This is a genomic window from Archangium violaceum Cb vi76 (assembly GCF_000733295.1).
In the GTDB taxonomy this organism is placed as follows: Bacteria; Myxococcota; Myxococcia; order Myxococcales; family Myxococcaceae; genus Archangium; species Archangium violaceum.
The window spans coordinates 18585-42775 of sequence record NZ_JPMI01000378.1; the positions used below are offsets into that span (position 1 = coordinate 18585).

Annotated in this window: 27 protein-coding genes; 18 read left to right on the forward strand and 9 right to left on the reverse strand. The window is 69.1% G+C overall.

Going from position 1 to position 24191, the window contains the following annotated elements; genetic code table 11:
* Positions 1–28 precede the first annotated feature (28 nt).
* On the reverse strand, positions 29–739 hold the full coding sequence (locus Q664_RS46250; RefSeq protein ID WP_052519549.1) for a DUF4142 domain-containing protein: 711 nt from the start codon (positions 737–739) through the stop codon (positions 29–31).
* 121 nt (positions 740–860) lie between these two features.
* On the reverse strand, positions 861–1400 hold the full coding sequence (locus Q664_RS46255; protein ID WP_043412223.1) for a hypothetical protein: 540 nt from the start codon (positions 1398–1400) through the stop codon (positions 861–863).
* A gap of 190 nt (positions 1401–1590) precedes the next feature.
* Here Q664_RS46255 and Q664_RS62490 point away from each other — a divergent pair, with 190 nt between their 5' ends.
* Complete coding sequence (locus tag Q664_RS62490) at positions 1591–3105, forward strand: SMI1/KNR4 family protein (protein WP_043412225.1); 1515 nt, start codon at positions 1591–1593, stop codon at positions 3103–3105.
* A gap of 52 nt (positions 3106–3157) precedes the next feature.
* On the opposite strand, the gene Q664_RS46265 is transcribed toward Q664_RS62490, so the two are convergent.
* The 4 genes from Q664_RS46265 to Q664_RS46280 all read right to left on the reverse strand — a co-directional run bounded on the left by Q664_RS46265 (position 3158) and on the right by Q664_RS46280 (position 5841).
* Positions 3158–4294 (reverse strand): AI-2E family transporter, encoded by a 1137-nt coding sequence (locus Q664_RS46265; protein WP_235217150.1) that lies wholly within the window; start codon positions 4292–4294, stop codon positions 3158–3160.
* Positions 4295–4309: 15 nt separating this feature from the next.
* Positions 4310–4582 carry a hypothetical protein gene (locus Q664_RS46270; RefSeq protein ID WP_043412227.1) on the reverse strand — a complete coding sequence of 91 codons (273 nt, stop codon included), beginning with the start codon at positions 4580–4582 and terminating at the stop codon, positions 4310–4312.
* Between the two features lie 99 nt (positions 4583–4681).
* Positions 4682–5311, reverse strand: coding sequence for a SanA/YdcF family protein (locus Q664_RS46275; RefSeq protein WP_326938797.1), 630 nt, complete (start codon positions 5309–5311; stop codon positions 4682–4684).
* A 107-nt stretch (positions 5312–5418) separates the two neighbouring features.
* On the reverse strand, positions 5419–5841 hold the full coding sequence (locus tag Q664_RS46280) for a response regulator (RefSeq protein WP_084610936.1): 423 nt from the start codon (positions 5839–5841) through the stop codon (positions 5419–5421).
* 214 nt (positions 5842–6055) lie between these two features.
* On the opposite strand from Q664_RS46280, the gene atpG reads away from it, so the two are divergent.
* From atpG to Q664_RS46345, 13 genes are all read left to right on the forward strand, one after another.
* Positions 6056–6964 carry an ATP synthase F1 subunit gamma gene (gene atpG, locus Q664_RS46285; RefSeq protein WP_043412233.1) on the forward strand — a complete coding sequence of 303 codons (909 nt, stop codon included), beginning with the start codon at positions 6056–6058 and terminating at the stop codon, positions 6962–6964.
* 114 nt (positions 6965–7078) lie between these two features.
* Positions 7079–8524 (forward strand): F0F1 ATP synthase subunit beta, encoded by a 1446-nt coding sequence (gene atpD / locus Q664_RS46290; protein ID WP_043412235.1) that lies wholly within the window; start codon positions 7079–7081, stop codon positions 8522–8524.
* A 30-nt stretch (positions 8525–8554) separates the two neighbouring features.
* Positions 8555–9097 carry a hypothetical protein gene (locus tag Q664_RS46295; protein WP_043412239.1) on the forward strand — a complete coding sequence of 181 codons (543 nt, stop codon included), beginning with the start codon at positions 8555–8557 and terminating at the stop codon, positions 9095–9097.
* Between the two features lie 31 nt (positions 9098–9128).
* Positions 9129–9533 carry a F0F1 ATP synthase subunit epsilon gene (locus Q664_RS46300; protein ID WP_043412242.1) on the forward strand — a complete coding sequence of 135 codons (405 nt, stop codon included), beginning with the start codon at positions 9129–9131 and terminating at the stop codon, positions 9531–9533.
* A 270-nt stretch (positions 9534–9803) separates the two neighbouring features.
* Positions 9804–10193, forward strand: coding sequence for a group I truncated hemoglobin (locus tag Q664_RS46305; RefSeq protein ID WP_043412570.1), 390 nt, complete (start codon positions 9804–9806; stop codon positions 10191–10193).
* Positions 10194–10212: 19 nt separating this feature from the next.
* The gene (locus tag Q664_RS46310) at positions 10213–11229 is read left to right on the forward strand and encodes an FAD-binding oxidoreductase (RefSeq protein WP_052519584.1); all 1017 of its coding nucleotides are present in this window, start codon (positions 10213–10215) and stop codon (positions 11227–11229) included.
* A complete protein-coding gene (locus tag Q664_RS46315) occupies positions 11207–11665 on the forward strand; it encodes an RrF2 family transcriptional regulator (RefSeq protein ID WP_043412574.1) in 459 nt (152 codons plus the stop codon). Before Q664_RS46310 ends, Q664_RS46315 begins: the two co-directional genes overlap by 23 nt.
* 2 nt (positions 11666–11667) lie before the next feature.
* Complete coding sequence (locus Q664_RS46320; protein WP_043412244.1) at positions 11668–11925, forward strand: hypothetical protein; 258 nt, start codon at positions 11668–11670, stop codon at positions 11923–11925.
* A gap of 159 nt (positions 11926–12084) precedes the next feature.
* The gene (locus Q664_RS46325) at positions 12085–13128 is read left to right on the forward strand and encodes an ADP-ribosylglycohydrolase family protein (RefSeq protein ID WP_043412247.1); all 1044 of its coding nucleotides are present in this window, start codon (positions 12085–12087) and stop codon (positions 13126–13128) included.
* Between the two features lie 196 nt (positions 13129–13324).
* On the forward strand, positions 13325–13729 hold the full coding sequence (locus tag Q664_RS46330; protein ID WP_043412251.1) for a phage holin family protein: 405 nt from the start codon (positions 13325–13327) through the stop codon (positions 13727–13729).
* The gene (locus Q664_RS46335; RefSeq protein WP_043412253.1) at positions 13726–14256 is read left to right on the forward strand and encodes a hypothetical protein; all 531 of its coding nucleotides are present in this window, start codon (positions 13726–13728) and stop codon (positions 14254–14256) included. Before Q664_RS46330 ends, Q664_RS46335 begins: the two co-directional genes overlap by 4 nt.
* A 127-nt stretch (positions 14257–14383) precedes the next feature.
* Complete coding sequence (locus Q664_RS46340) at positions 14384–15715, forward strand: cytochrome ubiquinol oxidase subunit I (RefSeq protein ID WP_043412256.1); 1332 nt, start codon at positions 14384–14386, stop codon at positions 15713–15715.
* A complete protein-coding gene (locus Q664_RS46345; RefSeq protein WP_043412263.1) occupies positions 15705–16751 on the forward strand; it encodes a cytochrome d ubiquinol oxidase subunit II in 1047 nt (348 codons plus the stop codon). Before Q664_RS46340 ends, Q664_RS46345 begins: the two co-directional genes overlap by 11 nt.
* Before the next feature lie 104 nt (positions 16752–16855).
* Here the strand turns inward: Q664_RS46345 and Q664_RS46350 are convergent, their stop codons facing one another.
* A complete protein-coding gene (locus Q664_RS46350; RefSeq protein ID WP_052519552.1) occupies positions 16856–18331 on the reverse strand; it encodes a serine/threonine-protein kinase in 1476 nt (491 codons plus the stop codon).
* 418 nt (positions 18332–18749) lie between these two features.
* Between Q664_RS46350 and Q664_RS46360 the strand changes: the two genes are divergently transcribed.
* A complete protein-coding gene (locus tag Q664_RS46360; protein ID WP_043412269.1) occupies positions 18750–20567 on the forward strand; it encodes an AMP-dependent synthetase/ligase in 1818 nt (605 codons plus the stop codon).
* A gap of 64 nt (positions 20568–20631) precedes the next feature.
* Here Q664_RS46360 and Q664_RS46365 read toward each other — a convergent pair whose 3' ends face one another.
* Positions 20632–20877 (reverse strand): acyl carrier protein, encoded by a 246-nt coding sequence (locus Q664_RS46365; RefSeq protein ID WP_043412271.1) that lies wholly within the window; start codon positions 20875–20877, stop codon positions 20632–20634.
* Entirely contained in the window at positions 20874–21275 is a 402-nt protein-coding gene (locus Q664_RS46370) for an HIT family protein (protein WP_043412273.1), read from the reverse strand. Before Q664_RS46370 ends, Q664_RS46365 begins: the two co-directional genes overlap by 4 nt.
* Before the next feature lie 155 nt (positions 21276–21430).
* Between Q664_RS46370 and Q664_RS58585 the strand changes: the two genes are divergently transcribed.
* From Q664_RS58585 to Q664_RS46385, 3 genes are read left to right on the forward strand one after another with little or no spacing between them, the layout of a single operon-like run.
* Positions 21431–22021, forward strand: a complete 591-nt coding sequence (locus Q664_RS58585) for a 4'-phosphopantetheinyl transferase family protein (protein WP_160174651.1) — start codon at positions 21431–21433, stop codon at positions 22019–22021.
* Positions 22018–22995 (forward strand): 3-oxoacyl-[acyl-carrier-protein] synthase III C-terminal domain-containing protein, encoded by a 978-nt coding sequence (locus Q664_RS46380; RefSeq protein WP_043412278.1) that lies wholly within the window; start codon positions 22018–22020, stop codon positions 22993–22995. Before Q664_RS58585 ends, Q664_RS46380 begins: the two co-directional genes overlap by 4 nt.
* Positions 22996–23049: 54 nt before the next feature.
* Entirely contained in the window at positions 23050–24177 is a 1128-nt protein-coding gene (locus Q664_RS46385; protein ID WP_084610919.1) for an SDR family oxidoreductase, read from the forward strand.
* Positions 24178–24191: the final 14 nt, after the last annotated feature.

Consider the following 24191-nt stretch of genomic DNA (forward strand, 5'->3'; position numbering starts at 1 on the left):
CAACCGGGGAAGCGGGCGCCAGGGGGGTTCAGCGACGCTCCCCGGCGGGTGGGCGGGCCTGACGCTGCGCGGGCTGGGCCGGCTGCTGGGGTGCCGGTTGCGGCTGTCCGGCCTGGGCCTGGGGCTGGGACTGGCCGAGCAACTGGTAGGCCCGGTCCCGGTGCTCGCGCAGCTTGGGGAGCAGCCCGTCCAGCAGGGGCGCGAGCTCGGGGTACTGCTGCCGGCCGAGCGTCACGAGCTGGATGGCCTCGGCATGGTTGGCCACCTGCGAGGCCAGGTAGGCCTGATCATAGAGAGGGGGCTCCAGCACCGCGAGCTTCGCCTTGCTGGCCTCGGTGGCGTTCATGAGGCGGGTCTGCACGTCGTTGGTGGGCTGGAGCCGGGCGGGGAGCTGGAGGTTGCGCTGCTTCGCGAAGTCCAGGAGTTGCTGGTGGGCCGTCCGGTGGTCGCTCACCATGCGCTCGCCGAACTGCTTCACCGCGGGGTTGGCGGCCCTCTGCACGGTGAGCTCGCCGAGGGCGATCTCCGATTCGTTGATGGCCCGGAGCTGTGCGAGGAAGGCTGGCGCGCTGCCCGCGAGCATCATCACGCCCACGCGGTGGGCCTCGTCCGCCTCGAGGTCCCCCGTCTTGTGGGACGGGTGTTTTCCCTGGGGGGTCTGGGCCATCGCCGGCCCCCCCAACCCCAGGGCCATCGCCATCGAGCCGAGCACTGCCCACCGTCCCCACGAGCGCTTCATGTGACCCACTCCTTTCGAACCTTTTCGGGGAAGCTGGGTTCGGGAGGGGTGGAGAGGACAGGGGAGGGCAGGCGGCCGGGCGAGGCCCTCCCGGCCGGGAAGGGGGACCCTGGAGTGCCGATCAGCGGGCGGTGATGTCGAGGGTGAGGGTGATGACGGCCTCGAAGTCGCTGGAGGCGGTGCGGGGGGTGCCTCCGCGCAGCCCGAGGAGGAAGTCGCCCCGGGCCAGGTTGGCGTCCAGGGACTCCAGCGTGTTGCGGGTGGTGTCCATGTCGAGCTGGGCGCTGCCCCGGGGGTTCTGGATGGTGGCGATGTCCACCTGGGTGCCGGTCTCGCTGGCGCGCAGGAAGGCCGTCACGTCACTGGAGAGCACGTCCTGGAGCATGCCCACGTTCTTCGACTTCGTGACATTCAGCTGCAGGCGCGCCTGGGTGACTTCGAAACGCGAGGGGGCCTCGCCCAGGGTGGCGCGGGCCTGGGACAGGAAGGCCGTCCACTGGTCGTTCGTGGAGTCCAGGTGGAGGCTGTCGTTGATGGTGCCGCCGATCACGCCGCCGGCATCGAGTTTCACCTCATAGGTCACGGTGCCCTCGTGGCTGGGGCCGCAGGCGATCAGGGACAGGGCGAGGGGGAGCAGCAGGAGGACGCGGAGGAGGGGCACGGAGGCTCCGGGAAAGGGATGGGGGAGGGAAGTCCCGTGGGTTGAATTCATGGCGGAATCCATACGGAATTGGCGGCTGCGGAGTGCGGAAAGGCTGCCCGCGCGGGCCGTGGCGGTGCACAATATCCGACGAGGCACACTGCGCAGCAGGCCCCGGGCGCCATAAGTTGGGGCCCTCGACGGAGGGGACATGTACGAGTGGCTGGAGGGACTTCAGAAGTCGGCGAAGCGGACGGCGGCCGGAGTGGGCGCCGAGGATATCCGGAGGGCGGAGACCGAGTGCGGGGTGCCCTTCCCCGAGGAACTCGGCACGCTGTACCGGACGTTCGACGGCGGTGAGCTCCAGGGGGAGGTGACGCTGTTTCCGCTGCATGGTCCCGAGAGTGCGCCGAGCGTGTTGGAGAAGACGCGGCTGAAGCTGGAGAGCCTGCCGGCCGCGGGAGTGTGGCGCATCGGGGTGAAGGGGCCGCACCGGCAGCTCTTCGCCGCGCGCAAGTCGGCGATGGTGGAGCAGGCCGACAGCCCCCTGCCTGGCTGGGCGGAGCCGTTGTCGGGGGATGATTGGATCTACGGCACCTGGGAGACGGAGAAGCGCGAGCTGCGGCTGTACCGGACGCTGCAGACGATGCTCGAGGTGCTGGTGCCTCCGGCCGAGGTGGAGGAGTTCGGTGACAGGACGTTCGCGCGTGCGCTCTCGGCGGTACAGGGAGCGCTGAGCGATCTGTCCGTGGAATACGACGAGGACGCTCGGCCGAAGGCGGAGGCCGAGGAGTCGGAGGAGGAGGAGGAAGAAGAGGCGGCTGAGGAGGAAGAGGGCGAGGAGGAGGAGGCCGAAGAAGGCGAGGCGGCGGCGGCGGCTGAGGAGGAAGAAGCCGAAGAGGGCGAGGAAGAGGCCGAAGAGGGCGAGGAAGAGGCCGAGGAGGGCGAGGAGGCGAAGGCCGAAGAGGAAGAGGCCGAAGAGGGCGAGGAGGAGGTCGAAGAGGAAGAGGCTGACGAGGAGTTGCGGAAGCCCGTGGTCGCGGCGGCCGAGCGCCGGGTGGTGCAGCTCCGGCAGGCAGCTCCCCAGGAGCCGCCCTCGCCCGTGACCCGTGTTCGGAGTGCGGTGAAGAAGGCCGCTGCCGTGGCTCAGGACGCCGTGGAGACGGTTGCCGAAGTCGCGCAGGGGGCCGCGAAGACGGTTGCCGCCGTGGCGAACGTCGCCACGATGACGATGACTGGCGGCACCACGTCCACGGCTGGCGCGAAGGCTCCGGCCAAGAAGGCGGCGGCGAAGGCTCCGGCCCAGAAGGCGGCTGCGGAGGTTCCTGCCGCGAAGACTCCGGCCAAGAAGGCGGCGGCAAAGGCTCCGGCCAAGAAGGCGGCCGCAAAGGCTCCAGCCAAGAAGGCGGCAGCGAAGAAGGCGGCAGCGAAGAAGGCACCTGCCAAGAAGGCGGCGGCGAAGGCTCCGGCGAAGAAGGCACCTGCCAAGAAGGCGGCGGCGAAAAAGGCGGCAGCGAAGAAGGCTCCGGCCAAGAAGGCACCGGCGAAGAAGGCCGCCGCGAAGAAGGCCGTCGCGAAGAAGGCCGTCGCGAAGAAGGCCGCCGCGAAGAAGACCGCCGCGAAGAAGACCGCTGCCAAGAAGGCACCGGCGAAGAAGGCCGCCGCGAAGAAGGCCCCGGCGAAGAAGGCCCCGGCGAAGAAGGCCGCCGCGCGCGGCCGGCGCTGAGCCTCGTCGCCGCCCGTCCGAGCTCCCCTCTCGTCAGGAGAGGGGAGCGGACTCAGTGTCGAATCAAGGGAGGCTCGGCGGGGGGCCGTGGGCGGGTTCCCTGGTCCTCGGGGGCGAGGATGACGCGGGTCACCCCGTCCTTGCCGGTGCGCCATTGCTCGTGCAGCCGCGCCAGCCGGTCCTCGAGAATCACCTGCACCGCGCCAGCGATGGGCAGTGCCAGCAGCGCGCCGAGGAGGCCCGCCAGTGCGGTGCCCACCAGCATCACCAGGGCGATGAGCAGCGGGTTCATCTTCAACGTCCGGCGCTGGATGAGGGGCTGCAGCAGGTTGCCCTCCACCTGCTGGTAGACGACGAAGATGCCCACCGCGATGAAGCCCTCCTTCATTCCCACCGAGGCGAACGTCGTCCCCGCCACCAGGAAGAGGCCCAGCGTGGAGCCGATGAAGGGGAGGAGCCCCAGCACCGCCATGGCCAGGCCCAGGGCCATGAAGTAGGGCACGCCCAGCAGCAGCGTCGACACCGCCGTCACCACCCCGCCGATGAACGAGATGAGGAACGCTCCCGCCACGTAGCCGCCCACCGTGCGATGCATCTCGTGCGCGAGGCCGCGCCAGTGCTCGCGGCGTGATGGCTCCACCCACTGCAGGCTCTTGTCGAACAGGTCCGGTCCGAACAGCAGGAAGAAGACCGTCAGCACGGAGATGGTCACCACGGCCGCCAGCTTCTGCAGCAGGTTCGTCACCACGCCGATGACGGGCCCGGGGGCCATGGGGATGTGCTGGCGCAGCTCCGCGGAGACACGGTCGACGACGTCATAGCGCTCGTCCAGCTTCTCCACCCACGACAGGTGCTGGAGCCGGTCGATGTAGTCGGGCGCGGCCCGCACCAGCGCGAGCCCCTGCTCGAGGAACATCGGCAGCAGGGTCATCAACAGCGCCGAGAGCAGGCCCAACCCCAGCAGGGCCACGGAGAACACCGCCGCGCCTCGGCGCACCTGGTGCCGCTCCATCCAGCGCACCAGCGGATGCGCCGCCAGCGCGAGGAAGAGGGCCACCATCACCCAGGAGAGAACCGTCCACACCCGGGTCAGCAGCCACAGCACGGCCACCAGCGCCAGCACGTGCGACGCCACCGTCCACACCGTGCGGGGTGTCACCTGGGAGCGGGGCCGGCGGGGGGTCTCCAAGAGCCCGCCCCTCGTCTAGCCTTCCGGCAGATCGTTGGGAGGCATGGGGCGCAGCGGCTCCCGGGGACGAGCGGTGAGCTCCTCCTCCTGCTCCTCCTCGTCACCCCGCCGGAACTCGTGAATCTGATCCGGGAGGATGTCCCGGTAGTCCGGGTCCTCTTCCAGGGGTGGGGTGGCCGTCAGCTCCTGATCCGTGAAGTTGATGTGCTCCTGGCCGGTGACGGGGTCCCGGTTGCGCAGGGACTCGGACTCACCCACGTCCTCGGAACCGAGTTTCTTGAATCGCATGGTGTTTCCTCCGAGCACGCCGGGTTGGCTGCCCGAGCCAACGGTGCGAACCCAAGGGATTCCACGCAACAGAGCGGGGCCGCCCGCCTGTCAGGTGGCTCAGCGCGGAGAGGCCAGCGTCCGGCCGGAGGGGTAGCGGGGTTCCGCCTTGGCCAGCACCATGCCCAGGGCGAGCACCCGGGAGAACGTCTCGCGCATGGCATAGCGCCGGGTGCGGGGCCGGCCCTCGTCGGCGGCCACCCCCCAGGCGTCGATGCCCACCGAGTTGGCGATGTACAGGGCCCGTGTCAGGTGGAAACGTTGGGTGACGAGCACTGCCTCGCGCACCCCGAAGACGGTGTGGGCCCGGACGGAGCTGTCGTAGGTGGACAGGCCGGCGTCGTCCTCCTCCACCGCCTCGGGAGGCACGCCCCGCTCCAGCACGTAACGCACCATGGCACGCGTCTCGTCGTGGAAGGGGTCCGAGTTGTCCCCGCTGAGCAGCAGCGAGTCCACCGTGCCCTCGCGGTACAGGGCGATGGCCGCGTCCAGCCGCTGGGCCAGCACGGCCGACGGCACGCCTCCGGGGGCCAGTCCCGCCCCGTACACCAGGGCCACCGGGGCCTGGGGGGCCTCGGCGCGCGGGATGATCCGATCCGCGTAGCGCTTCTCCACGTAGAAGGAAACGACCCACACGCCCAGGACGGCCGCCAGCCCCATGGCCAGCAGCCCCAGCACCCACCTGCGCAAGGCTCGCGCCTTCTTGCCGCCTCTCCCCATGGTCCCCCGGCCAAACCGCCGGGAGCCTCATTCTCGTCCCTTCATTCCCAGATGGAAGCGGCTCTCTCTCCTGGTGCTCACACGGGGACACCAGCGCTCGTGTCCTCTGTCCTCAAACCATGCCGCTCCACCGCCTCCAGCACCTGCCGGGGGTCGGCCGGCTTGCCCAGGAAGGCGGCCACCCCATAGCTGGCGGCGTACAGGGCCCTATCCCTCGGGCTCATCCCCGCCAGGGCCGCCGAGAGGATGACCACGGGGACGGCGCGCAGGGTGTCATCCCCCTTGCGCGCGGTGAGGAGCCGGTTGCCGTCCATGACGGGCATGTTCATGTCCAGCACCACCATGGAGGGCCGGGGGACGCGCCTCAGGTACTCGAGGCCTTCCCTCCCATGGCTGGCGGCCACCACCGGGTAGCCATGGGCCTCCAGGAAGTGTTGGAGTGACTCCCGGATGTCCGGGTCATCCTCCACGATCAATACCGGGCCACGCAGGGAGGCCATGATCTCGCGCTCCACCGATGAGGGAACCTGCCCTCGAAGGCTAAGTCCGGGAGACCAGGGTGGCACCCCCGGTGGAATCGCCTGGATGCCCGGCCCCGGCCCCAGGAGGGCCCCGGGGGGGTGCTCCGAGTTTCAAGGCCACGGTTGACCGGCCGCCATACCGCCTATATAGGGGGCCGCGTTCAGGCCTGTTTCCAGAGGAGTTGGTGGCCCCATGGCGTCCCTTCGCGATATCCGCAAGCGCATCCGCTCGGTGAAGAACACGCGGCAGATCACCAAGGCCATGAAGATGGTCTCCGCAGCGAAGTTGCGTAAGGCGCAGGATGCCATCATCGCCGCGCGTCCCTACGCGCAGATGCTGGATCAGATCATCTCCGACCTGACCACCCGTTCCGGGGGCGAGGAGCTGGCGCACCCGCTGCTGACGTCCCGTCCGGTGCGCAAGGTGGAGTTGCTGCTGCTCACCTCGGATCGCGGCCTCGCCGGCGGCTTCAACTCCAACGTCATCCGGCGCGCCAGCCGCTTCCTGTACGAGAACAGCGGCGTGGAGATCGAGGTCTCCACCGTGGGCCGCAAGGGCAACGACTTCTTCCGGCAGCGCGGCCAGAAGATGCGCAAGGACTTCGGCTACCTCTTCCAGCGGCTGGACTACACCCACGCCTCGCAGGTGGCCGAGGAGATGAGCGCGCGGTTCCTCAAGGGCGAGGTGGACGCCGTCTACGTCGTCTACAACGAGTTCCTCTCCGCCATCAGCCAGAAGGTCTCCCTGGCCCAGCTGCTGCCGCTGCAGACGCTGTCGGTGGGCGCCCCCACGGCGGCCCAGGTCGGCCAGAGCGCCCCGGTGGCCGCGCCCACTCCCGCCCTCGTGGACTTCAAGTACGAGCCGGCCCGCCAGGACGTGCTCGACCGGCTGGTGCCCCAGGCGGTGGCCATCAAGCTGTACCGCTCCCTGCTGGAGAGCGTCGCCAGCGAGCATGGCTCCCGCATGAGCGCCATGGAGAACGCCACGAGCAACGCCTCGGACATGATCGCCAGCCTGTCGCTCACGTACAACCGCACCCGCCAGGCGGTCATCACGAAGGAGCTGATGGAGATCGTGTCCGGCGCGGAGTCTCTGAAGTAGAAGTTCCGCTTCTGGCCTTAGGGCCGCGAAGCTTGACCCCTGGGGGAGGCCACCTGTAGAGGGGGCCCGCCCATCCCCCGGGCCACAATTTCGACGAGGGACGGAAGACATTCCATGAGCGCTCAAGTTCCGACGGTAGGCAAGGTGACGCAGGTTCTCGGACCTGTGGTCGACGTGGAGTTCCCGCCCGGCGGTCTGCCGGAGGTGTACACCGCCCTCAAGCTGACCAACGCCAACATCAGCACCGAGGCGGACAACCTCACCCTCGAGGTGGCGCAGCACCTGGGTGAGAACACCGTGCGCTGCATCTCCATGGACTCCACCGAGGGTCTGGGCCGCGGCACGCCGGTGAAGAATACGGGCGCCCCCATCCAGGCGCCGGTGGGCAAGGCCACCCTGGGCCGCATCCTCAACGTCACCGGCGAGCCGGTGGACGAGAAGGGCCCCGTGAAGGCCAAGGAGTCCTGGCCCATCCACCGCCAGCCTCCTCCGTTCACGGAGCAGGACGTGCGCGTGCAGATGTTCGAGACCGGCATCAAGGTGATCGACCTGCTCGCCCCCTACACCCGTGGCGGCAAGATTGGCCTGTTCGGCGGCGCCGGCGTGGGCAAGACGGTGCTCCTGCAGGAGCTCATCCGCAACGTGGCCGTGGAGCGCGGTGGCTTCTCGGTGTTCGCCGGCGTGGGCGAGCGCACCCGCGAGGGCAACGACCTGTATCACGAGATGCAGGAGTCCAAGGTCATCAAGATCGACAACCTGGAGGAGAGCCAGGTGGTGCTGGTGTACGGCCAGATGAACGAGCCGCCCGGCGCCCGCGCCCGCGTGGCCCTCACGGCCCTGACCATCGCCGAGTACTTCCGCGACGTCGAGGGGCGCGACGTGCTCCTCTTCGTCGACAACATCTTCCGGTTCACCCAGGCCGGTTCCGAGGTGTCCGCCCTCCTGGGCCGCATCCCGAGCGCCGTGGGTTACCAGCCCACGCTGGCCACGGAGATGGGCAGCCTCCAGGAGCGCATCACCTCCACGACGAAGGGCTCGGTCACCTCGGTGCAGGCCATCTACGTGCCCGCCGACGACCTGACGGACCCGGCGCCGGCCACCACGTTCGCCCACCTGGACGCGACCACGGTGCTCAACCGCGCCATCTCCGAGCTGGGCATCTACCCGGCCGTGGATCCGCTCGACTCCACCAGCCGCATCCTCTCGCCGGACGTGGTGGGCGCGGAGCACTACGCGGTGGCCCGCAAGGTCCAGGGCATCCTCCAGCGCTACAAGGAGCTGCAGGACATCATCGCCATCCTCGGCATGGACGAGCTCTCCGAGGATGACAAGCAGGTGGTGGCGCGCGCCCGGAAGATCCAGCGCTTCCTGTCGCAGCCCTTCTTCGTGGCGCAGATCTTCACCGGCTCGCCGGGCAAGTACGTGAAGCTCCAGGACACCATCCAGGGCTTCAAGGAGATCGCCGACGGCAAGCACGACGACATCCCCGAGTCCGCCTTCTACATGGTGGGTGGCATCGAAGAGGTGCTGGAGAAGGCCCGCAAGATGGCGGCGGCCTAACCGGCCGTTCCCGCCTGGGAGGGAGCCCCCGTGCTGCATTCCGCCCTCATCCTGGTGTTGTCGCTGGTGGCGCTCCCGGCCCTCGGGCAGGAGCGCTCCAGCCGGGCGCGTGTGAGCGCCAATGGCACCTTCACCGTGCGCCTGGTGCAGCATGCGGCCGGGAAGTGCACGCTGGAGGTGGCCAAGGAGAGCGGCCCGGTGTGGACGCTCAAGCAGTGCGTGGGTGGGGTGGATGACCTGTACTACGTCTCCAATGATGGAGAGCGGGTATGGGTCATGTTCCCGCTGGCGCCCAAGGGCACGGTGAAGCTGCCCGGGAAGCAGTACAAGAAGGTGCCCGCGTGGGCCAACACGGTGGTGGCCGAGGAGTATGGCCGCGAGGGGCGCCTGCAGGAGCGGCGCCTGATGAACTTCGTGAGCCCGCGCGAGGTATCGGAGGTGCGGCAGTTGGGACAGCACCTCAAGTGGTTGGAGGGCGTGCTCGGGGTACCGGGCAAGGGCCCGCGCCTGACGGACGCGGGGCGCATCGAGTTCGAGACGGTGGGCGGCAAGTCCCACCAGCTGACCTTCTGAAAAAGCGGTACTGCAGGGAGCACGGAAGCCCATGGCCAAGCTGACGGTCGAGATTGTGACCCCCGAGAAGCGCATCCTGTCGGTGCAGGCGGACGAGGCGATCGTTCCGGGCGGCAAGGGCCTGTTCGGCGTTCGGCCGGGCCACACGCCGTTCCTGTCGCTGATGGAGCCGGGGCCGCTGACGCTGATCGACGGAGGGCGCCGCGAGTACTACTTCGTGGCGGGTGGTTTCGTCGAGGTGAGCAACGACAAGGTGTTGGTGCTGGCGGACGTGGCGGAGGCGGTGACGGGCATCGACGTGGAGGCGGCGAAGAAGCGGATGCAGGATGCGCAGGAGCGGCTGCGCGGCATGTCGTCGGACGACGTGCGCTTCGACATCGAGCAGGCGACGGTGCGCCGCGAGACGGCGCGCATGAGCGCCGCGACGATGCGCTAGCTCCCTCTCCCTCTGGGAGAGGGTCGGGGTGAGGGTCTTCAGCCCCGCCTGACGGATTCACACGAAGCCCCCGTGCACGATGCCCGCGTTTTCGGGCGTCAGGCATCGGGGGCTTCGTTGTTTCCACCCCCCTTCTTTCCCCGTTTCACCGTCCGTGCGAGCGTTCCACTTGACGTGGCGCCCAAAAAGGAGCATTCAAGATACACATTTAAAGATGCATTCGAGATGCATCGAAAGCAGGGCGCCACGAGCGGCCCGGGGAGCGAGCGCATGAGCACCAACGTCGCGGAGAAGAAGAGCAGCCTGTACGAGCAGATCGGCGGGGAGCCGGCCATGGAGGCGGCGGTGGATCTCTTCTACCGGAAGGTGCTGTCGGACGAGCGCATCAGCCACTTCTTCGAGGACGTGGACATGGAGCGCCAGTCGGCGAAGCAGAAGGCGTTCCTCACGATGGTGTGCGGAGGGCCGAGCGCGTACTCGGGCAAGGACATGCGCAAGGGGCATGCGCACCTGGTGCAGCGCGGGCTGAACGACACGCACTTCGACGCGGTGGTGGAGCACCTGTCGGCGACGCTGCTGGAGCTGGGCGTGGCGAAGCCGCTGGTGGAGCAGGTGCTGGCCATCGCCGGTGGCGCGCGGGCGGACGTGCTCGACCGCTGAGTCCGAGGGGGGCACGCACATGGCGAGGGTGAAGCTCGAGGGCCAGTGGTACGGGCTGGACGAAGGCGAGTCGGTACTCGACGGACTGCTGAGGGGGGGCGTGCGGGTACCGCACTCGTGCCGGGCGGGGGCGTGCCAGTCCTGCCTGATGCGAGCCGAGGGCGGCGCGGTGCCGGCGAAGGCCCAGGTGGGCCTGAAGGAGACGCTCAAGGCCCGGGGCTACTTCCTCTCGTGTGCGTGTCACCCCGAGGGGGACCTCGAGGTGGCGGGGGCGGGCGCGGAGCTGCGGGTGCCCGCGCGCATCGCCACGCTGGAGCGGCTGAGTGACAGCGTGCTGTGCGTGCGGCTGCGCCCGGAGAAGCCCTTGGAGTACCGGGCGGGCCAGTACGTGTCGCTGATCCGGGCGGACGGGCTGGCGCGCAGCTACTCGCTCGCCAGCCAGCCGCATGAGGACACGCTGGAGCTGCACGTACGCCGTACCGCCGGAGGCCGCATGAGCGGGTGGCTCTTCGACGAGGCCCGGCCCGGGGACGCGCTGGAGCTGCAGGGGCCCGCGGGCGAGTGCTTCTACGTGCCGGGCCGGCCGGAGCAACCGCTGCTGCTGGCCGGTACGGGCACGGGCCTGGCCCCGCTGTACGGCATCCTCCAGGATGCGCTGAGTCATGGGCACACCGGGCCCATCTGGCTCTTCCACGGTGCGCTCGAACCTTCGGGGCTCTACCTCGTGGAGGAGCTCCGGGCGTTGCAATCCTGTTACAGTCAGTTCCAGTACCGCCCCTGCGTTCTCAAGGGGCAAGAAAGAGTGGGCGTGACGGTGGGGGCGTTGGACGCGGTCATCAAGGAAGCGTGCCCCCGGCCTGCCGGTTGGCGGGCTTGGCTGTGCGGCGACCCTTCGCTGGTGCTATCCCTGAGAAAGAAGCTTTTCCTCGCCGGGCTGTCGCTCAAGGACCTCCATGCGGATGCGTTCCTCCCGAGCACTCCTCCGCCGCAGGAAGGAGTGGAGGTCTCGGGCCGTGCATCTGACGCTTCACGCTGACTACGCGCTGCGCGTGCTGCTGTACCTCGCGGTCAACCCGGATCGGGTGATCTCCACGGGCGAGGTGAGCGGTGCCTACGGTATCTCCAAGCACCACCTCGTCCGGGTGGTGCAGGGGCTGGGCCGCCACGGCTTCGTGGAGGTGCGGCCGGGCCGCTCCGGCGGCGTGGTGCTGGCCCGGGCTCCGGCGGAGATCTCCGTGGGCGAGGTGGTGCGCCGCATGGAGCCGGACTTCCACATCGTGGAGTGTTTCGATCCGAAGACGAACACCTGCCCCATCACCCCGGCGTGTGGACTGATCGGCGTGCTCAACGAGGCAACGCGCGCCTTCCTGGCCACGCTGGACAAGTACACCCTGGAAGACCTGGTGCGGCGCAGTCCGCGCAAGCTGTCCGCCTACTTCCTCAAGCCCGCGGCGAACGCCGAGGTGGGTTGAGCATGGTCGGGCCCGTGCTGGAGCTCTTCCACCGCATCGCGGAGCCGACCTCGGCGGAAGCGCGCCGCTACGTGGTGGACTACGCGCTGGAGGATCGGGTGCGCTTCCGCAACGTCGCCTTCGAGGAGGCGCAAGCGGCGTGGAAGGAGCTCGGGGGACACAGCACGCCCGCGCTCTGGGACGGTGAGCACCTGCACCAGGGCGCCCAGGCGGTCCTGGCGAGACTGCAGGCGGTTGTCAACCTCGGTCGCGACGGCTGACGCTTCCGGCATGTCGCGTGCCAGTGCCTCGTGGGCCCGAGCGCCTTGTGGTGGGAGAGCGACCTTCACCCAAGCTATGCGCCGGCATGCGGGGAACTCACGAGGAGATGAAAGTCGGGGCTGGTCACGGAACGCGGCTCGGTTATCTTGCCGCTCCCCATGTCGCTGACCCCCGCCGAACGCCAGGACAGGTTTCAAGCGGCGTTCCTGGGACTCGCCATCGGAGATGCCCTCGGGTTTCCCCTGAGGGGCGTGCCTCCAGCGAGCCTCACGCGCCTGCCTGGACTGGCGGAGGACTTCGCGCCTCGGCCTCGGGGGAAGTTCGCCAAGGGCCAGTTCTCGGATGACACGCAGCTGATGCTGGCGGCGGCCGAGAGCGTCATCCGCGAGAACAAGGTGGACGGGCGCAGCGCGGCGGCGCACCTGGCGTGGCTGTGGCAGGAGGGCATCATCCTCCAGCCGCCCAAGCAGCTGGCCGAGGCGCTGCAGAAGCTGGCGCAGGGCACGCCGTGGATGAGCGCGGGGGCGCCACTGGGAGTGAAGTGCCCCTCGGTGCTCAGCCGCGGGGTGGTGGTGGGCCTCTTCGAGAGCAAGAGCCGGGTGCGCATCCGCCACGACGCGGGCGTGCTGACGGTGCTCACGCACAAGGACCCGACGTGCGCGGCGGCGGCGGCCGCGTTCGCGCAGGCCATCGCGCTGGGGCTGACGACGAGCGAGCCGCTCACGCCCGCGGAGTTCTGCGAGGAGCTGGCGCTGTCGGCGGCGGCGCACGACAAGGAGCTGGCCGAGGAGCTGCGGCACCTGCCCCGGCTGCTGACGTGGGATCCCGCGCGGGCGCTGACGCAGCTGCGCAAGGTGAGCGTGCCGCCCAGCCAGCTCAAGGGCGTGGACGGGCTGCCGCCGCACGTGGTGCCGGTGCTGCTCACCGCGCTGTACGCCACGCTGAAGGTGCCGCACGACTTCCGCCAGGCGGTGGAGCTGGTGCTGCGCTGCGGCGGCGAGGCGGACGTGGCCGCGGCGTGCACGGGGGCCCTGGTGGGAGCGCACCTGGGCACGGCGGCCATTCCGGCGCGGCTGCGCAAGAACGTGCTGTACGCGGACACGTTGCTGGACACGGCGGACCGCCTCTTCCAGGCGCGGCAGGTGCGCGAGACGCTCGCCACCGCGCTGGCCCAGCAGCACCACCCGAAGCGCCGCCGCTGAAGCTCCGGTACGGATGAAGGGCCGGCGCGGAGCCGGGCCCCTGGTTGCCCGCTCGCCCCGGAGGGGGCAGCCGGGCGTTGGCGTGTCCTGGCCGCCAGACTTCCCGCGGAATGTTCCCGCTCCCACCTTCCGCGGGAGAGTGGGACGTCCCCGGCACCCCGGGGAAGGCCCGCGGGATGCCCCGGGAGGCGGAGACGTGGAACTCGAGTCGGAGCGTCTGGAGCGAAGGCAACTGGAGTCGTTGTCCACGGCGGAGCTCATCCGCCATGCCATCGAGGAGGCTCGGCTGCTGGCGCGGGCCGAGGTGCTGCACGCCAAGAAGGAGTTGCAGCAGGAGGTGAAGGCGGCGCGCACCTCGGGAATCCTGCTGGGCGCGGGAGGCGTGCTGGGGCTGATGGGCCTGGCGGCCCTCCTGGTGGCGCTGGGGCTGGCGTTGCCGCTGAGCGAGACGCTCGGCGTGCTGCTGGTGGGCGTCTTCCTGGTGGTGGTGTCGGGCGGCCTGGCGTTCGCGGGCGTCAAGCGGCTGCCGAAGAAGCCCCTGCCGCACACGCAGGAACGGCTGAAGACGGACCTCGCCCGCACCCGGGAGACATTGCAATGAGCGAGCAGGACGACAAGAGCGGCGGACACATCACCGCGGGCATGGGCGATCGCGAGCAGGTGGAGAAGACGGCGGACCGGCTGCGCGACGAGCTGCTGCTCACGCTCGAGGAGCTGGACCGGCGGCGCGAGCGGGCCATGGACGTGAAGTACCAGGTGGGCAAGGCCGTGGAGAAGAACCGCGACGTGCTCATCCAGGCGGGCGGTGTCGCGGTGGCGCTGGCCGTGGCGGGCATGGGCTACTCGTGGTGGCGGGCGCGTCACCGCGAGGAGCTGCTGTGGAAGCACCGCGCGCGGGCGCTGCGGCGCGCCTGGGAGCATCCGGACCGGGTGGCCTCGCGCGCCGAGGAGCGCCCGGTGGGCATCGAGCTCGGACGCAAGCTCGTCCTCATCTTCGTCAGCACGCTGGCCTCGGCCATGGCCCGGCGCGCGGTGCAGTCGCTGCTGCCTCCCGCCGAACAGACACCGGCCCCGGAGGGCAGGAAGCGCCTCGGGCTGCGTTTCCCGCAGACTCCCGCCCACGCGTAGGCCGCCGGAGCGGAGGGGGGACGGCGTGGCACTCTCCCGTCAACGGAGGGCGCCGCGTTCTCGTCCTCACATGGATAAGAATTGTTTATTGCGAGAAACCCGTGCATAAAGCAGATTCATCCACGACATGGATCTGCTCTACGCGCGCGCCCAGATGGGCCTGTCCCTCGCCTTCCACATCGTCTTCGCGGCGGCGGGAATCGCGCTGCCGTTGTTGATGGTGCTCAGTGACTTGAAGGCCCGGAGGACGGGAGACGCGGACTACGCGCTGCTCAGCCGGAAGCTGGCGAAGGGGACGGCCATCCTCTTCGCGGTGGGCGCGGTGAGCGGCACGGTGCTCTCCTTCGAGCTGGGGCTGCTGTGGCCCGCCTTCATGGGCACCTACGGGGAAGTCATCGGCCTGCCCTTCGCGCTGGAGGGGACGGCCTTCTTCACCGAGGCGGTGTTCCTCGGCATCTACCTGTACGGGCGGGAGCGGATACCGGCGGGGCTGCACCTCTTCTCGGGGGTGATGGTGGCGCTGAGTGGCGCGGCGAGCGCCTTCTTCGTCACGCTGGTGAACGTCTTCATGAATGACCCGTCGGGCTTCACGCTCACGGCGGGCGGGCCGGTGAACGTGGATCCGGTGGCGGCGATGTTCAGCCCGGGCTGGCGGCACCAGACGGCGCACACGCTGCTCGCGTGCTACCAGGCGAGTGCCTTCGCCATGGCGGGCATCCACGCCTTCGTGCTGCTGCGGCACCCGGGTGCGGCCTTCCACCGCAAGGCGCTCTCGATAGCGTTGCCGCTGGCGTGCCTCTCCGCGCTGGTACAGCCGCTGGTGGGGCACCAGTCCGCGGAGCACGTGGCGCGCGCGCAGCCGTTGAAGCTGGCCGCCGCGGAGGGCCTGTTCCAGACGCAGCGGGGCGCGGGGCTGAGCGTCGGCGGGCTGCCGGACGTGGAGACGGGCACCATGCGCTACGCGGTGGAGATTCCCAAGGGTCTCTCCATCATGGCCTTCATGGATCCGGACGCGGAGGTGAAGGGGCTCGACGCCTTCCCGCGTGACGAGTGGCCGCCGGTGGCCAAGGTGCACGTGGCCTTCCAGGTGATGGTGGGGACGGGGGGCGCGATGGCGCTGCTGGCGGTGGTGACGCTCTTCCTGCGCTGGCGGCGCGAGGCGTGGCCCGAGGACCGGCGGGTGCTGTGGGGGTGGCTGCTGTGCGGACCGCTCGGGGTGGTGGCGATGGAGGCGGGGTGGCTCGTCACCGAGTGGGGACGGCAGCCGTGGATCATCCGCGGGGTGATGCGCACGGGCGAGGCGGTGACGCCAGTGCAGCACCTGGCGGCGCCCTTCTGGACGTTCACGCTCGTCTACGTCTTCCTGGGGGCGATGGTCGTCTTCCTCATGGTGAGGCAGGTGGCGGGCACGCTGCCGGGCCACGAGCCGCCGGTGGGGGAGGTGGCCCATGAGCACTGAGCTGTGGCTGGGCGGAGCGTTGGTGGCCGCCTTCGTCCTCTACGCGCTCTTCGGGGGCGCGGACTTCGGGGGTGGCGTCTGGGATTTGCTGGCCTCGGGGCCGCGCAAGGCGGAGCAGCGGGCGCTCATCGCGAAGGCGCTCGGGCCGGTGTGGGAGGTGAACCACGTCTGGCTCATCATCGGCATCGTCATCCTCTTCTCGGCCTTCCCGAGGGCCTTCGCGGCGTTGTCGGTGGCGCTGCATGTGCCCCTGACGCTGTTGCTGCTGGGCATCGTCTTCCGAGGCACGGCCTTCACCTTCCGCACGTACGACGCGCGCGGGGACGCGGTACAGCGGCGCTGGGGGCTCGTCTTCAGCGTGGCGAGCGTGCTGTCGCCGGCGCTGCTGGGCATGTGCGTGGGGGCGGTGGTGAGCGGGGACATCCGCGTGCAGGGGCTCGTGGTGGTGAGCGGGTTCTTCTCCGCGTGGCTGTCTCCGTTCGCGCTGGCGGTGGGGGCGCTGGCCCTGTGCCTCTTCGCCTTCCTGGCGGCGGTGTACCTCATCGCGGAGACGCGCGAGCCCGGGCTCCAGGAGGACTTCCGGAAGCGGGCGCTGGGGGCGGGAGTGGCGGTGTTCCTGGCGGCGCTGGGGGTGCTGGTGCTCGCACGGGAGGGAGCGCCCCGGGTGTGGGAGGGGCTGACGGGCTCGCCTTTCGCGTTGGTGCTGCACGCGGCGACGGCGGTGGCGGCGGTGCTGGCCTTCGGGTTGCTGCTCGCGCGGCGTTTCTGGCTGGCCCGAGTGGCGGCGGCGGCGCAGGTGGGCCTCATCGTGGTGGGGTGGGCGGCCTCGCAATACCCGTACCTGGTGGTGCCGGACCTCACGCTCCAGGGGGCGGCGGCGTCCGTGGCCACGCAGCGGGCCCTGCTGGTGGCGCTCGCGGTGGGGGCCGCGCTCATCATTCCCTCGCTGCTCTTCCTGCTGAGGGTGTTCCAGTCCGCACCCAATGTGCCCATTTCCCCTCGCCCTCCGGGAGAGGGACGGGGTGAGGGTATCTGATGAACCCGGGTTGAACCCGGTGTCCCCACGTGGGGGCCACGGGTTGAGGAACTGGTCCAGGCCCCCTCCACCCCCACCCTCTCCCGGAGGGCGAGGGAGCCGTCTCACGGAAATCGCCGTGCGACCGCGGGCACGAAGGTCCGGTCATCGGGTGCGGCTTCCAGGAGCTGCGCGGGCCTGCCCACCTCGGGTGTGGGCGCGTCCTCGTCGAGCAGCACGCTCTCGAGCACGTCCCGGAAGCGCTCGCGCAACGACTCCTCGTACAGCACGAAGCGCACCTCGCGCAGCCGGCTGCCGCCCAGCAGCAGGTGCCAGCGCAGCGCCGACGCCTCCGCGCGAGCACTCGCCTCGACCGTCACCCGTCCCGCGCCCGTGCCCAGCGCCGGCACCGCGAGCGAGCTCAACCCTTCTTCCTCCGCGGTCAGCAACGCCCGCTGCATCGCCCGGCCGATGCAACTGACCTCCTCCCACGCGCTCACCGCGTGCAGCACCCGCTGGCACGCGAGCCGCCCCGCCCCCGTGGAGATGCACGCCCCGAGCGGCTGCTCTCCCCAGTGGTGCGCCTCCTGCTGGATGCTCTCCCCGCCGTGGGCCCGCAGGGCCGCCGCGGCCCCACCCGTCATGTTCAACTGGGGCACCGCCGGGCTCACGATGCCGTCCACCCGCGCCAGCGCCAGGTCCCCGGTCTCGCAGACGATCCGCGTGGAACCCAGGGTCAACGTGCCGTCCTCCAGCCGCGTGGCGGCACCGGGTGGGCGCGTGGTGGAGGCAAGCCGTGCGAACAGGTGGCGCACCTGGGCCACGTCGGGAAAGCGCGCGTCGGGCCGCGGCGCGAGCATGCGCGCCAGCACGTGCTGGAAGTACGCCTCCTCGGGTCCGCTGGGGCTGGGGAAGACGGGGTGCGCCTCACCGCGCAGCCGGGGCTCGATGCCCTCGAAGGGCGGCCGCCCGTAGCGCAGGTGATAGGCCGTGGCGCCCAGGCCGAATACGTCCGCGCGCCGATCGAACGCCTCTCCGCGCAGCACCTCGGGGGCCATGTACGGCCCCGTGCCCGAAATCTCCCCTCCACTCGCTCCCCCCACGTTCCGGGCCACCGCGATGCCGAAGTCCCCCAGCTTCGTCCCCAGCTCCGGCGAGTCCAGGATGTTCGACGGCTTGAGGTCCCGGTGCAGGATGCCGGTGAGGTGCGCGGCCGCGAGCCCCTCGGCCACCTGGGCGAGCACCTCGCAGACGAACCACAGCGGCAGCCCGTACCCCAGGGCCCGGCGCCGGCGCACGTCCACCTCGTCCATGTCGATGCCGTCCACGTACTCCTGCACCAACAGCGGTGTCCCCTGGTGGATGCGCACGTCCGTGGCGCGCACCACGCGGTGGCTGGGCACGCGCGCCATCAGCCGGGCCTCGTTGAGCATGCGCTGGTAGCGCTCCTCGGGGTCCGCCTGGAAGTGTGGCTTGAGCGTCTTGATCACCAGCGGCGACGCCAGCAGCACATGCCGCGCGAGCCACACGTCGCTCATCCCACCACCGCCGATACGGCCCCATATCTCGTAATCCCCGATGCGTGCGCCGGACTCGATCATGGTGCGGATTCCACTCTTACCCCGGAGGTACCGCACATTGAAGCCCCCCCTCACCGCTGGGAATGTCTGGCCATTGGCCATGCGGCCGGAGCGCTCAATCCCTTGCGGACGGGAGCCGGTGAGGAGCGCGTGGCGCGTGGTGGTGCTCGGCGAAGACGTGCCACGGCTGCGGTCTGCAACAGCGTGGGGTTTCGCTGCGCCCGCGATGTCGAGGTGATCCCGGCCCTGGGGCTGTCGGCATTTCCAGACACTCAATCGTGACGCAGTGGGTCAACTCCAGGTGGAGGGCTTTACCTCCGAGGACTGGCGGACTTTTCCACCCGTGGTGTGTGCGAAAGCGCTTCTGGACCCATCCAGTAGGGCCCGGGTTTGGGGTAGCGTCCCGGCACTTTCCAGAATCCGAGGAGCCCGAATCCCGATGACGAGCCCCAAGTTCGAGACGCTGGTCGACATCTTCCTGCAGAGCATTGCTTCCTTTGGCCCGCGGCCGCTCTTCGGCGAGAAGAAGAACGGCCAGTGGTCGTGGATGACGTACATCCAGTTCGGCCAGATGGTGGATGATCTACGTGGCGGTCTGGCCCAGCTGGGCGTGACGCACGGGGACCGGGTGGCCGTCATCGCCAACAACCGGCACGAGTGGGCGGTGGGCGCCTACGCCTGTTACACGCTGGGGGCCGCCTACGTCCCCATGTACGAGGCCCAGCTGGACAAGGAGTGGGCCTACATCCTCAATGACTGTGGCGCCAAGGTGGTGTTCGCCGCCACGGATGCCATCGCCGCCAAGCTCAAGGCCATCAAGTCGGAGCTGCCCAAGCTGGAGCACATCATCCGCTTCACCGGTACCGCCACTGAAGCGGACACCTTCGCGTGCCTGTTGCGCCGCGGCGCGGATACGCCCAGCCCCGTCACCACGCCCAAGCCCGCGGACCTGGCCGGCCTCATCTACACCTCGGGCACCACCGGCAATCCCAAGGGCGTGATGCTCAGCCACTCCAACCTGGCTCGCAACGTGTGCGCCATGCACGAGGTCTTCCCCATGAACAAGGAGGACCGCTCGCTGGCCTTCCTGCCGTGGGCGCACTCCTTCGGGCAGAACGTGGAGCTCAACGCCCTGCTCTCCATGGGCGCCTCCATGGGCATCGCCGAGGGCGTGGACAAGATCGTCGACAACCTCGCCGAGGTGCAGCCCACGCTGCTCTTCTCGGTGCCGCGTATCTTCAACCGCATCTATGACGGTCTGCAGAAGCGCATGGCGGCGGAGAAGCCCATCAAGCGCATGCTCTTCCACCGCGGCCTCGAGGTCGCCAAGCAGCGCAAGGCCCTGGCCGAGAAGAACCAGAGCAGCACGCTGCTGGACCTCCAGCATGCCTTCTTCGACAAGGTCGTCTTCTCCAAGGTGCGTGCCCGCTTCGGCGGCCGGCTGAAGTACGCCTTCAGCGGCGCCGCCGCCATCTCGCGCGAGGTGGCCGAGTTCATCGACAACCTCGGCATCACCGTCTACGAGGGCTACGGCCTCACCGAGACGTCCCCCATCGCCACCGCCAACTACCCGGGCTACCGGAAGATCGGCTCGGTGGGCAGGCCCATCCCCGGCACCCGCGTGGAGATCGACCGCTCCGAGACGGGCGACCCCAAGCAGGGAGAAATCGTCGTCTACGGCCACAACGTGATGATGGGTTACTACAACCTGCCCGACGAGAACGCGAAGGTCTTCACCGCCGATGGCGGCTTCAAGACCGGTGACATGGGCATGGTCGACGAGAACGGCTACGTGTGGATCACCGGCCGCATCAAGGAGCAGTACAAGCTGGAGAACGGCAAGTACGTGGTGCCGGTGCCCATCGAGCAGGCGCTGCAGCTCTCGCCCTTCATCGTCAACGTGATGCTGCACGGGCAGAACAAGCCCTTCAACGTGGCCATCATCGTCCCGGACATGGAGGCGCTGAAGAAGTGGGCGACGGAGAAGGGGCTGGACACCTCCTCCATCCCCGAGCTGCTCAAGCGCGAGGAGGTGCAGCAGCTCTACCGCGAGCAGATCAACGAGTTCTGCAAGGACGCGGCGAAGGGCTACGAGAAGCCCCAGCGCTTCCTGCTCATCAGCGAGGACTTCAGCACCGCCAACGACATGCTGACGCCCTCGCTCAAGCTCAAGCGGCGCAACGTGCTCAAGAAGTTCGGCGAGGCGGTGGAGGAGCTGTACCGCGAGGCCGAGAAGAACGGCGAGCGCGCGGCCTGAGTCGCATGGCCCGGGAGGGCTCCGGGACCCGGGTGATTTCCCGGGCGCCCGAGCCCTCCGTGCCTCAGGCGGCCTTCGTGAGGAAGGCCGCCACCGACTCGATGGTGGGGTACTGCCGCAGCAGCGTCTCGTCGAGCTCCCGCTGAAGCCAGGTCTCCAGCTCGCCGATGACCCGCAGCTGCTCCATGGAGTCCAGGCCGTAGTGCTGGAAGGGCGCGCGCACGTCGATGTCCGTGGGCGTCAGCTCCAGGAAGCCCGCCACCCGCTCCACCAGCCAGCGCTGGATGTCCTCGGAGGTCCTCGCGCTCACGAGACCGGGCCCTGGCGCAGCCGCGCCGCCATGGCCGCCAGTTCCGACTGCTCCGCCGGCGTGCCCAAGATGGGGGGCAGGTCCGCCATGGAGTCGGTGGGAATCAGGTGCACGTGCGCGTGCGGCACCTCGTAGCCCAGCACCACCTCCACCACGCGCTTGCACCCGGTGCGCTCCTTGAGCAGCCGCGCCACCGTGCGCACCGCCTGCATCAGCTCCGTGTACCGCTGCGGCTCCAGGTCGAACAGGTAGTCTCCGTCCGCCTTTGGAATCACCAGCGTGTGTCCCGGCTTCACCGGACGGATGTCGAGGAACGCCAGGTGCCGCTCGTCTTCCCAGACCTTGTGACAGGGAATCTCGCCACGGACGATGCGCGCGAAGATGTTGTTCTCAGCCACTCTACACTCTCCATTGATTGAAAAGTCGGTGCTCCCTTGCTTACCGGGCAGGTCTACTTTACACACTAAGCATGGACTCTGGGGTGATGCAGCGCACGGCGAGCACTCATCCGGAGGGATTCACGTTCCTTGTGTGGAGTGGCGTGGGCGTTGGCGTGTTGGAGGATCGGCGGGAAGGCCCCCTCCCGAAATACTTCCTGTCGCCCGGGGAGCGGGTGTGTCTCGACGAGCGGGTGCTCCCCCAACGTCAGCCGGAATGGTTACGCGGGCGTCACGCGTGCAAGCAGGTGGTTCGGGAGCTGCTGGGCCCGGAGCTTTTGATGCACCAGGTCGAAGTGCTGCCGGGTCCTCGGGGCGAGCCCCAGCTCCATCTGTCGGAGGGGCCCGGGCCCCTGGATGTGTCGATCAGTCACACGCGCACCCTGTCGGTGGCGGCCGTCACCGCTCGCGGGCAGGTGGGGGTGGACGTGGAGCCCATGGCTCCCGTGGAGGAGCGTTTGTGGCACTTCTTCCTTTCTCCCGCGGAGAGGGCCCGCTGCGAGCGGGAGCCAGAGCTGGCCTTGCGGCTGTGGGTATTGAAGGAGGCGCTCTACAAGGCCCTGCGCCCACCCCAGCCCATTCCGCTGCGCTCCCTGGTCCCCGAGCTGGGTGAAGGGGTGCTCCGGCTCGCGCCTCCTTTCGAGTGCGAGCTCTCCTTCACCTTCCTGCCCCTCCGCAATCACCTGCTGGCCGTCGTGCACTCATGAATCCCTCTTCCTCCATCCGTATCCACGGCATCCACTACACGCTGCCCGAGCGGCAGGTTGGCCTCGAGCAGCTCTCGGCGGAAGGGCGGCTCGTCAGCACGCCCGAGACGATGCGCGACTTCGGCTTTGGCGACTGCCGGGTGTCCAATGTGCCGGCCACGCAGCTCGCCTCCACCACCCTCAAGGCGCTGCTGGAGCGCCACGGGGTGGATCCCCTGGAGGTGGGATTGCTCATCAACGCCAGCGTGCTGCCCACCAGCTCGCTGGTGCCGCGCGGGGAGTCCCTCGCCGAGTTCCCCACCGGAGACAACGCGCACCTGGGGTTGTTCCGCTTCTCCAGCACGCGCCTCCAGGACGAGCTGGGCTTGTCCAATGCGCGCACGGTGGGGTTGAGCGAGCTGGGCTGTGTGTCCCTGTCCCATGCGGTGTGGCTGGCCCACGCCGTCATGGAGATGGAAGACCTGAAGTATGCCCTGTGCGTCAACGCGGACGTCTTCCCCGACGGCATCAAGCGCGAGGTCGTCTACAACGTGTGCAGCGACTCGGCGTGCGCGGTGCTGTTGTCGCGCGACCCCGAGGGCCTGCGCCTCAAGACGTATCACACGCTCACCCGTGGCTATTATTGGGATCCGGACGGCCACCAGAACGAGTTGCTCGCCGCCTACTTCCCCACCGGCAAGCGCGTGCTGGAGAAGACCTTCAAGGCCAGCGGCCTGGCGCGTGAGGAGATCAAACTCCTCATCCCCCACAACGTCAGCCTGCGAAGCTGGGAGATCCTCAGCAAGTTCACCGGCATTCCCCTGGAGAAGATCTACACGGAGAACATCCGTCCCAAGGGGCACTCGGTGGCGGCGGACAATTGGATCAACCTCAAGGACGTCATCGACCGGGGTCTGGTGAAGAAGGGCGACCACGTGATGATGTTCTCCTTCGGGCTCGGCGCCCACTGGGGCTGCAGCATCGTGCAGATCTAGTTCCGCCCGGGTTCACCTCTCTCCCCCCGGAGTTCCCCCCAGAGGTCCCCCCTCATGCATTTGTTTCTCACCGGAGTCACCGGCGCCGTCGGTATGGAGATGGCTCGCTGGATTGTCCGCAACACGCCGAAGGCGCGGGTGTATGCGCTCATTCGTGCCCCCTCGCCCGTGGTGCTCAAGGCGCGCTGGTCGAAGCTGGCGGCGAAGCTGTGGCCGGACGTCTCGGCGCGCCCGCCCGAGGGCCAGTTCATCCCCGTGCTGGGCGACATCTCCCAACCCGGGCTGGGGCTGTCACCAGAGGACGCTGCGCGGCTGGCCAGTGAGGTGACGCATGTCATCCACTCGGCGGCCAACGTGGAGCTGGATGCGCCCCTGCCGGAGGCGCGCGCGGCCAACGTGGACGGCACGCGCCATGTCTTCGAGGTGGTGCGCTCCTTCCGCCGGCTGGAGCGCGTGGGCTACGTGAGCACCCTCTTCGTGGCGGGCAAGCGCCCGGGCCGCTTCCTGGAGACGGATGCGGTGCACGCGTCGGACTTCGTCAATCCGTACGAGCAGAGCAAGTACGAGGCGGAGCACCTCGTGCGCGGGCTGATGAAGGAGATGCCCATCGCCATGTACCGGCTGGCCTACCTCATCGGCCGGGATGACGGCGAGGTGACGCGGTACAACTCCATGCACTCGCTCATGCGGCTCTTCTACCAGGGCCACGTGGGCGCCTTCCCGGGCACGCCGGACTCGCGGATGGACCTGTCCTCCAACGACTACGCGGCCGCCGCCCTGCTCACGCTCTTCCTGGAGCACTACCAGCCGGGACGTACCTTCCACATCGGCAATGGCGACGCGGGCCTGCGGTTGCAGGACTTCATCGACACCATGACCGAGGTGTCCGCGGAGTCGGAGCGGCGCTGGGCCCAGGGTGTCTTCCTCCCGCCGGACGTGGTGGACGAGGACACCTATACGCTGCTGCGGCGCACGCTGCTGCAGACCCAGAACAAGCAGTCCCACGAGGTCATCCGCCTCGGGGACACCATGTACGGGCACCTGCTGGCCAACCAGATCTTCGACGCCGCGCCCGTGCACGCGTTGCTCGGCGAGCGGGTGAAGCCGCCGCCCGCGAAGCAGTTGCTGCGTGACGTATTGCGGCACTGCGTGGCCACCGACTGGGGTCGTAACCGCATCTGACGAGGGACGGAATC

What these genes read in the sequence shown, in the direction of transcription:
- Q664_RS46360 (WP_043412269.1), top strand. Translation starts at nt 18,750, where the DNA reads ATGACGAGCCCCAAGTTCGAGACGCTGGTCGACATCTTCCTGCAGAGC.
- Q664_RS46385 (WP_084610919.1), top strand. Translation starts at nt 23,050, where the DNA reads ATGCATTTGTTTCTCACCGGAGTCACCGGCGCCGTCGGTATGGAGATG.
- atpD (WP_043412235.1), top strand. Translation starts at nt 7,079, where the DNA reads ATGAGCGCTCAAGTTCCGACGGTAGGCAAGGTGACGCAGGTTCTCGGA.
- Q664_RS46305 (WP_043412570.1), top strand. Translation starts at nt 9,804, where the DNA reads ATGAGCACCAACGTCGCGGAGAAGAAGAGCAGCCTGTACGAGCAGATC.
- Q664_RS62490 (WP_043412225.1), top strand. Translation starts at nt 1,591, where the DNA reads ATGTACGAGTGGCTGGAGGGACTTCAGAAGTCGGCGAAGCGGACGGCG.
- Q664_RS46345 (WP_043412263.1), top strand. Translation starts at nt 15,705, where the DNA reads ATGAGCACTGAGCTGTGGCTGGGCGGAGCGTTGGTGGCCGCCTTCGTC.
- Q664_RS46335 (WP_043412253.1), top strand. Translation starts at nt 13,726, where the DNA reads ATGAGCGAGCAGGACGACAAGAGCGGCGGACACATCACCGCGGGCATG.
- Q664_RS46310 (WP_052519584.1), top strand. Translation starts at nt 10,213, where the DNA reads ATGGCGAGGGTGAAGCTCGAGGGCCAGTGGTACGGGCTGGACGAAGGC.
- Q664_RS46300 (WP_043412242.1), top strand. Translation starts at nt 9,129, where the DNA reads ATGGCCAAGCTGACGGTCGAGATTGTGACCCCCGAGAAGCGCATCCTG.
- Q664_RS46325 (WP_043412247.1), top strand. Translation starts at nt 12,085, where the DNA reads ATGTCGCTGACCCCCGCCGAACGCCAGGACAGGTTTCAAGCGGCGTTC.
- Q664_RS46270 (WP_043412227.1), bottom strand. Translation starts at nt 4,582, where the DNA reads ATGCGATTCAAGAAACTCGGTTCCGAGGACGTGGGTGAGTCCGAGTCC.
- atpG (WP_043412233.1), top strand. Translation starts at nt 6,056, where the DNA reads ATGGCGTCCCTTCGCGATATCCGCAAGCGCATCCGCTCGGTGAAGAAC.
- Q664_RS46350 (WP_052519552.1), bottom strand. Translation starts at nt 18,331, where the DNA reads ATGATCGAGTCCGGCGCACGCATCGGGGATTACGAGATATGGGGCCGT.
- Q664_RS46380 (WP_043412278.1), top strand. Translation starts at nt 22,018, where the DNA reads ATGAATCCCTCTTCCTCCATCCGTATCCACGGCATCCACTACACGCTG.
- Q664_RS46340 (WP_043412256.1), top strand. Translation starts at nt 14,384, where the DNA reads ATGGATCTGCTCTACGCGCGCGCCCAGATGGGCCTGTCCCTCGCCTTC.
- Q664_RS46250 (WP_052519549.1), bottom strand. Translation starts at nt 739, where the DNA reads ATGAAGCGCTCGTGGGGACGGTGGGCAGTGCTCGGCTCGATGGCGATG.
- Q664_RS46280 (WP_084610936.1), bottom strand. Translation starts at nt 5,841, where the DNA reads ATGGCCTCCCTGCGTGGCCCGGTATTGATCGTGGAGGATGACCCGGAC.
- Q664_RS46320 (WP_043412244.1), top strand. Translation starts at nt 11,668, where the DNA reads ATGGTCGGGCCCGTGCTGGAGCTCTTCCACCGCATCGCGGAGCCGACC.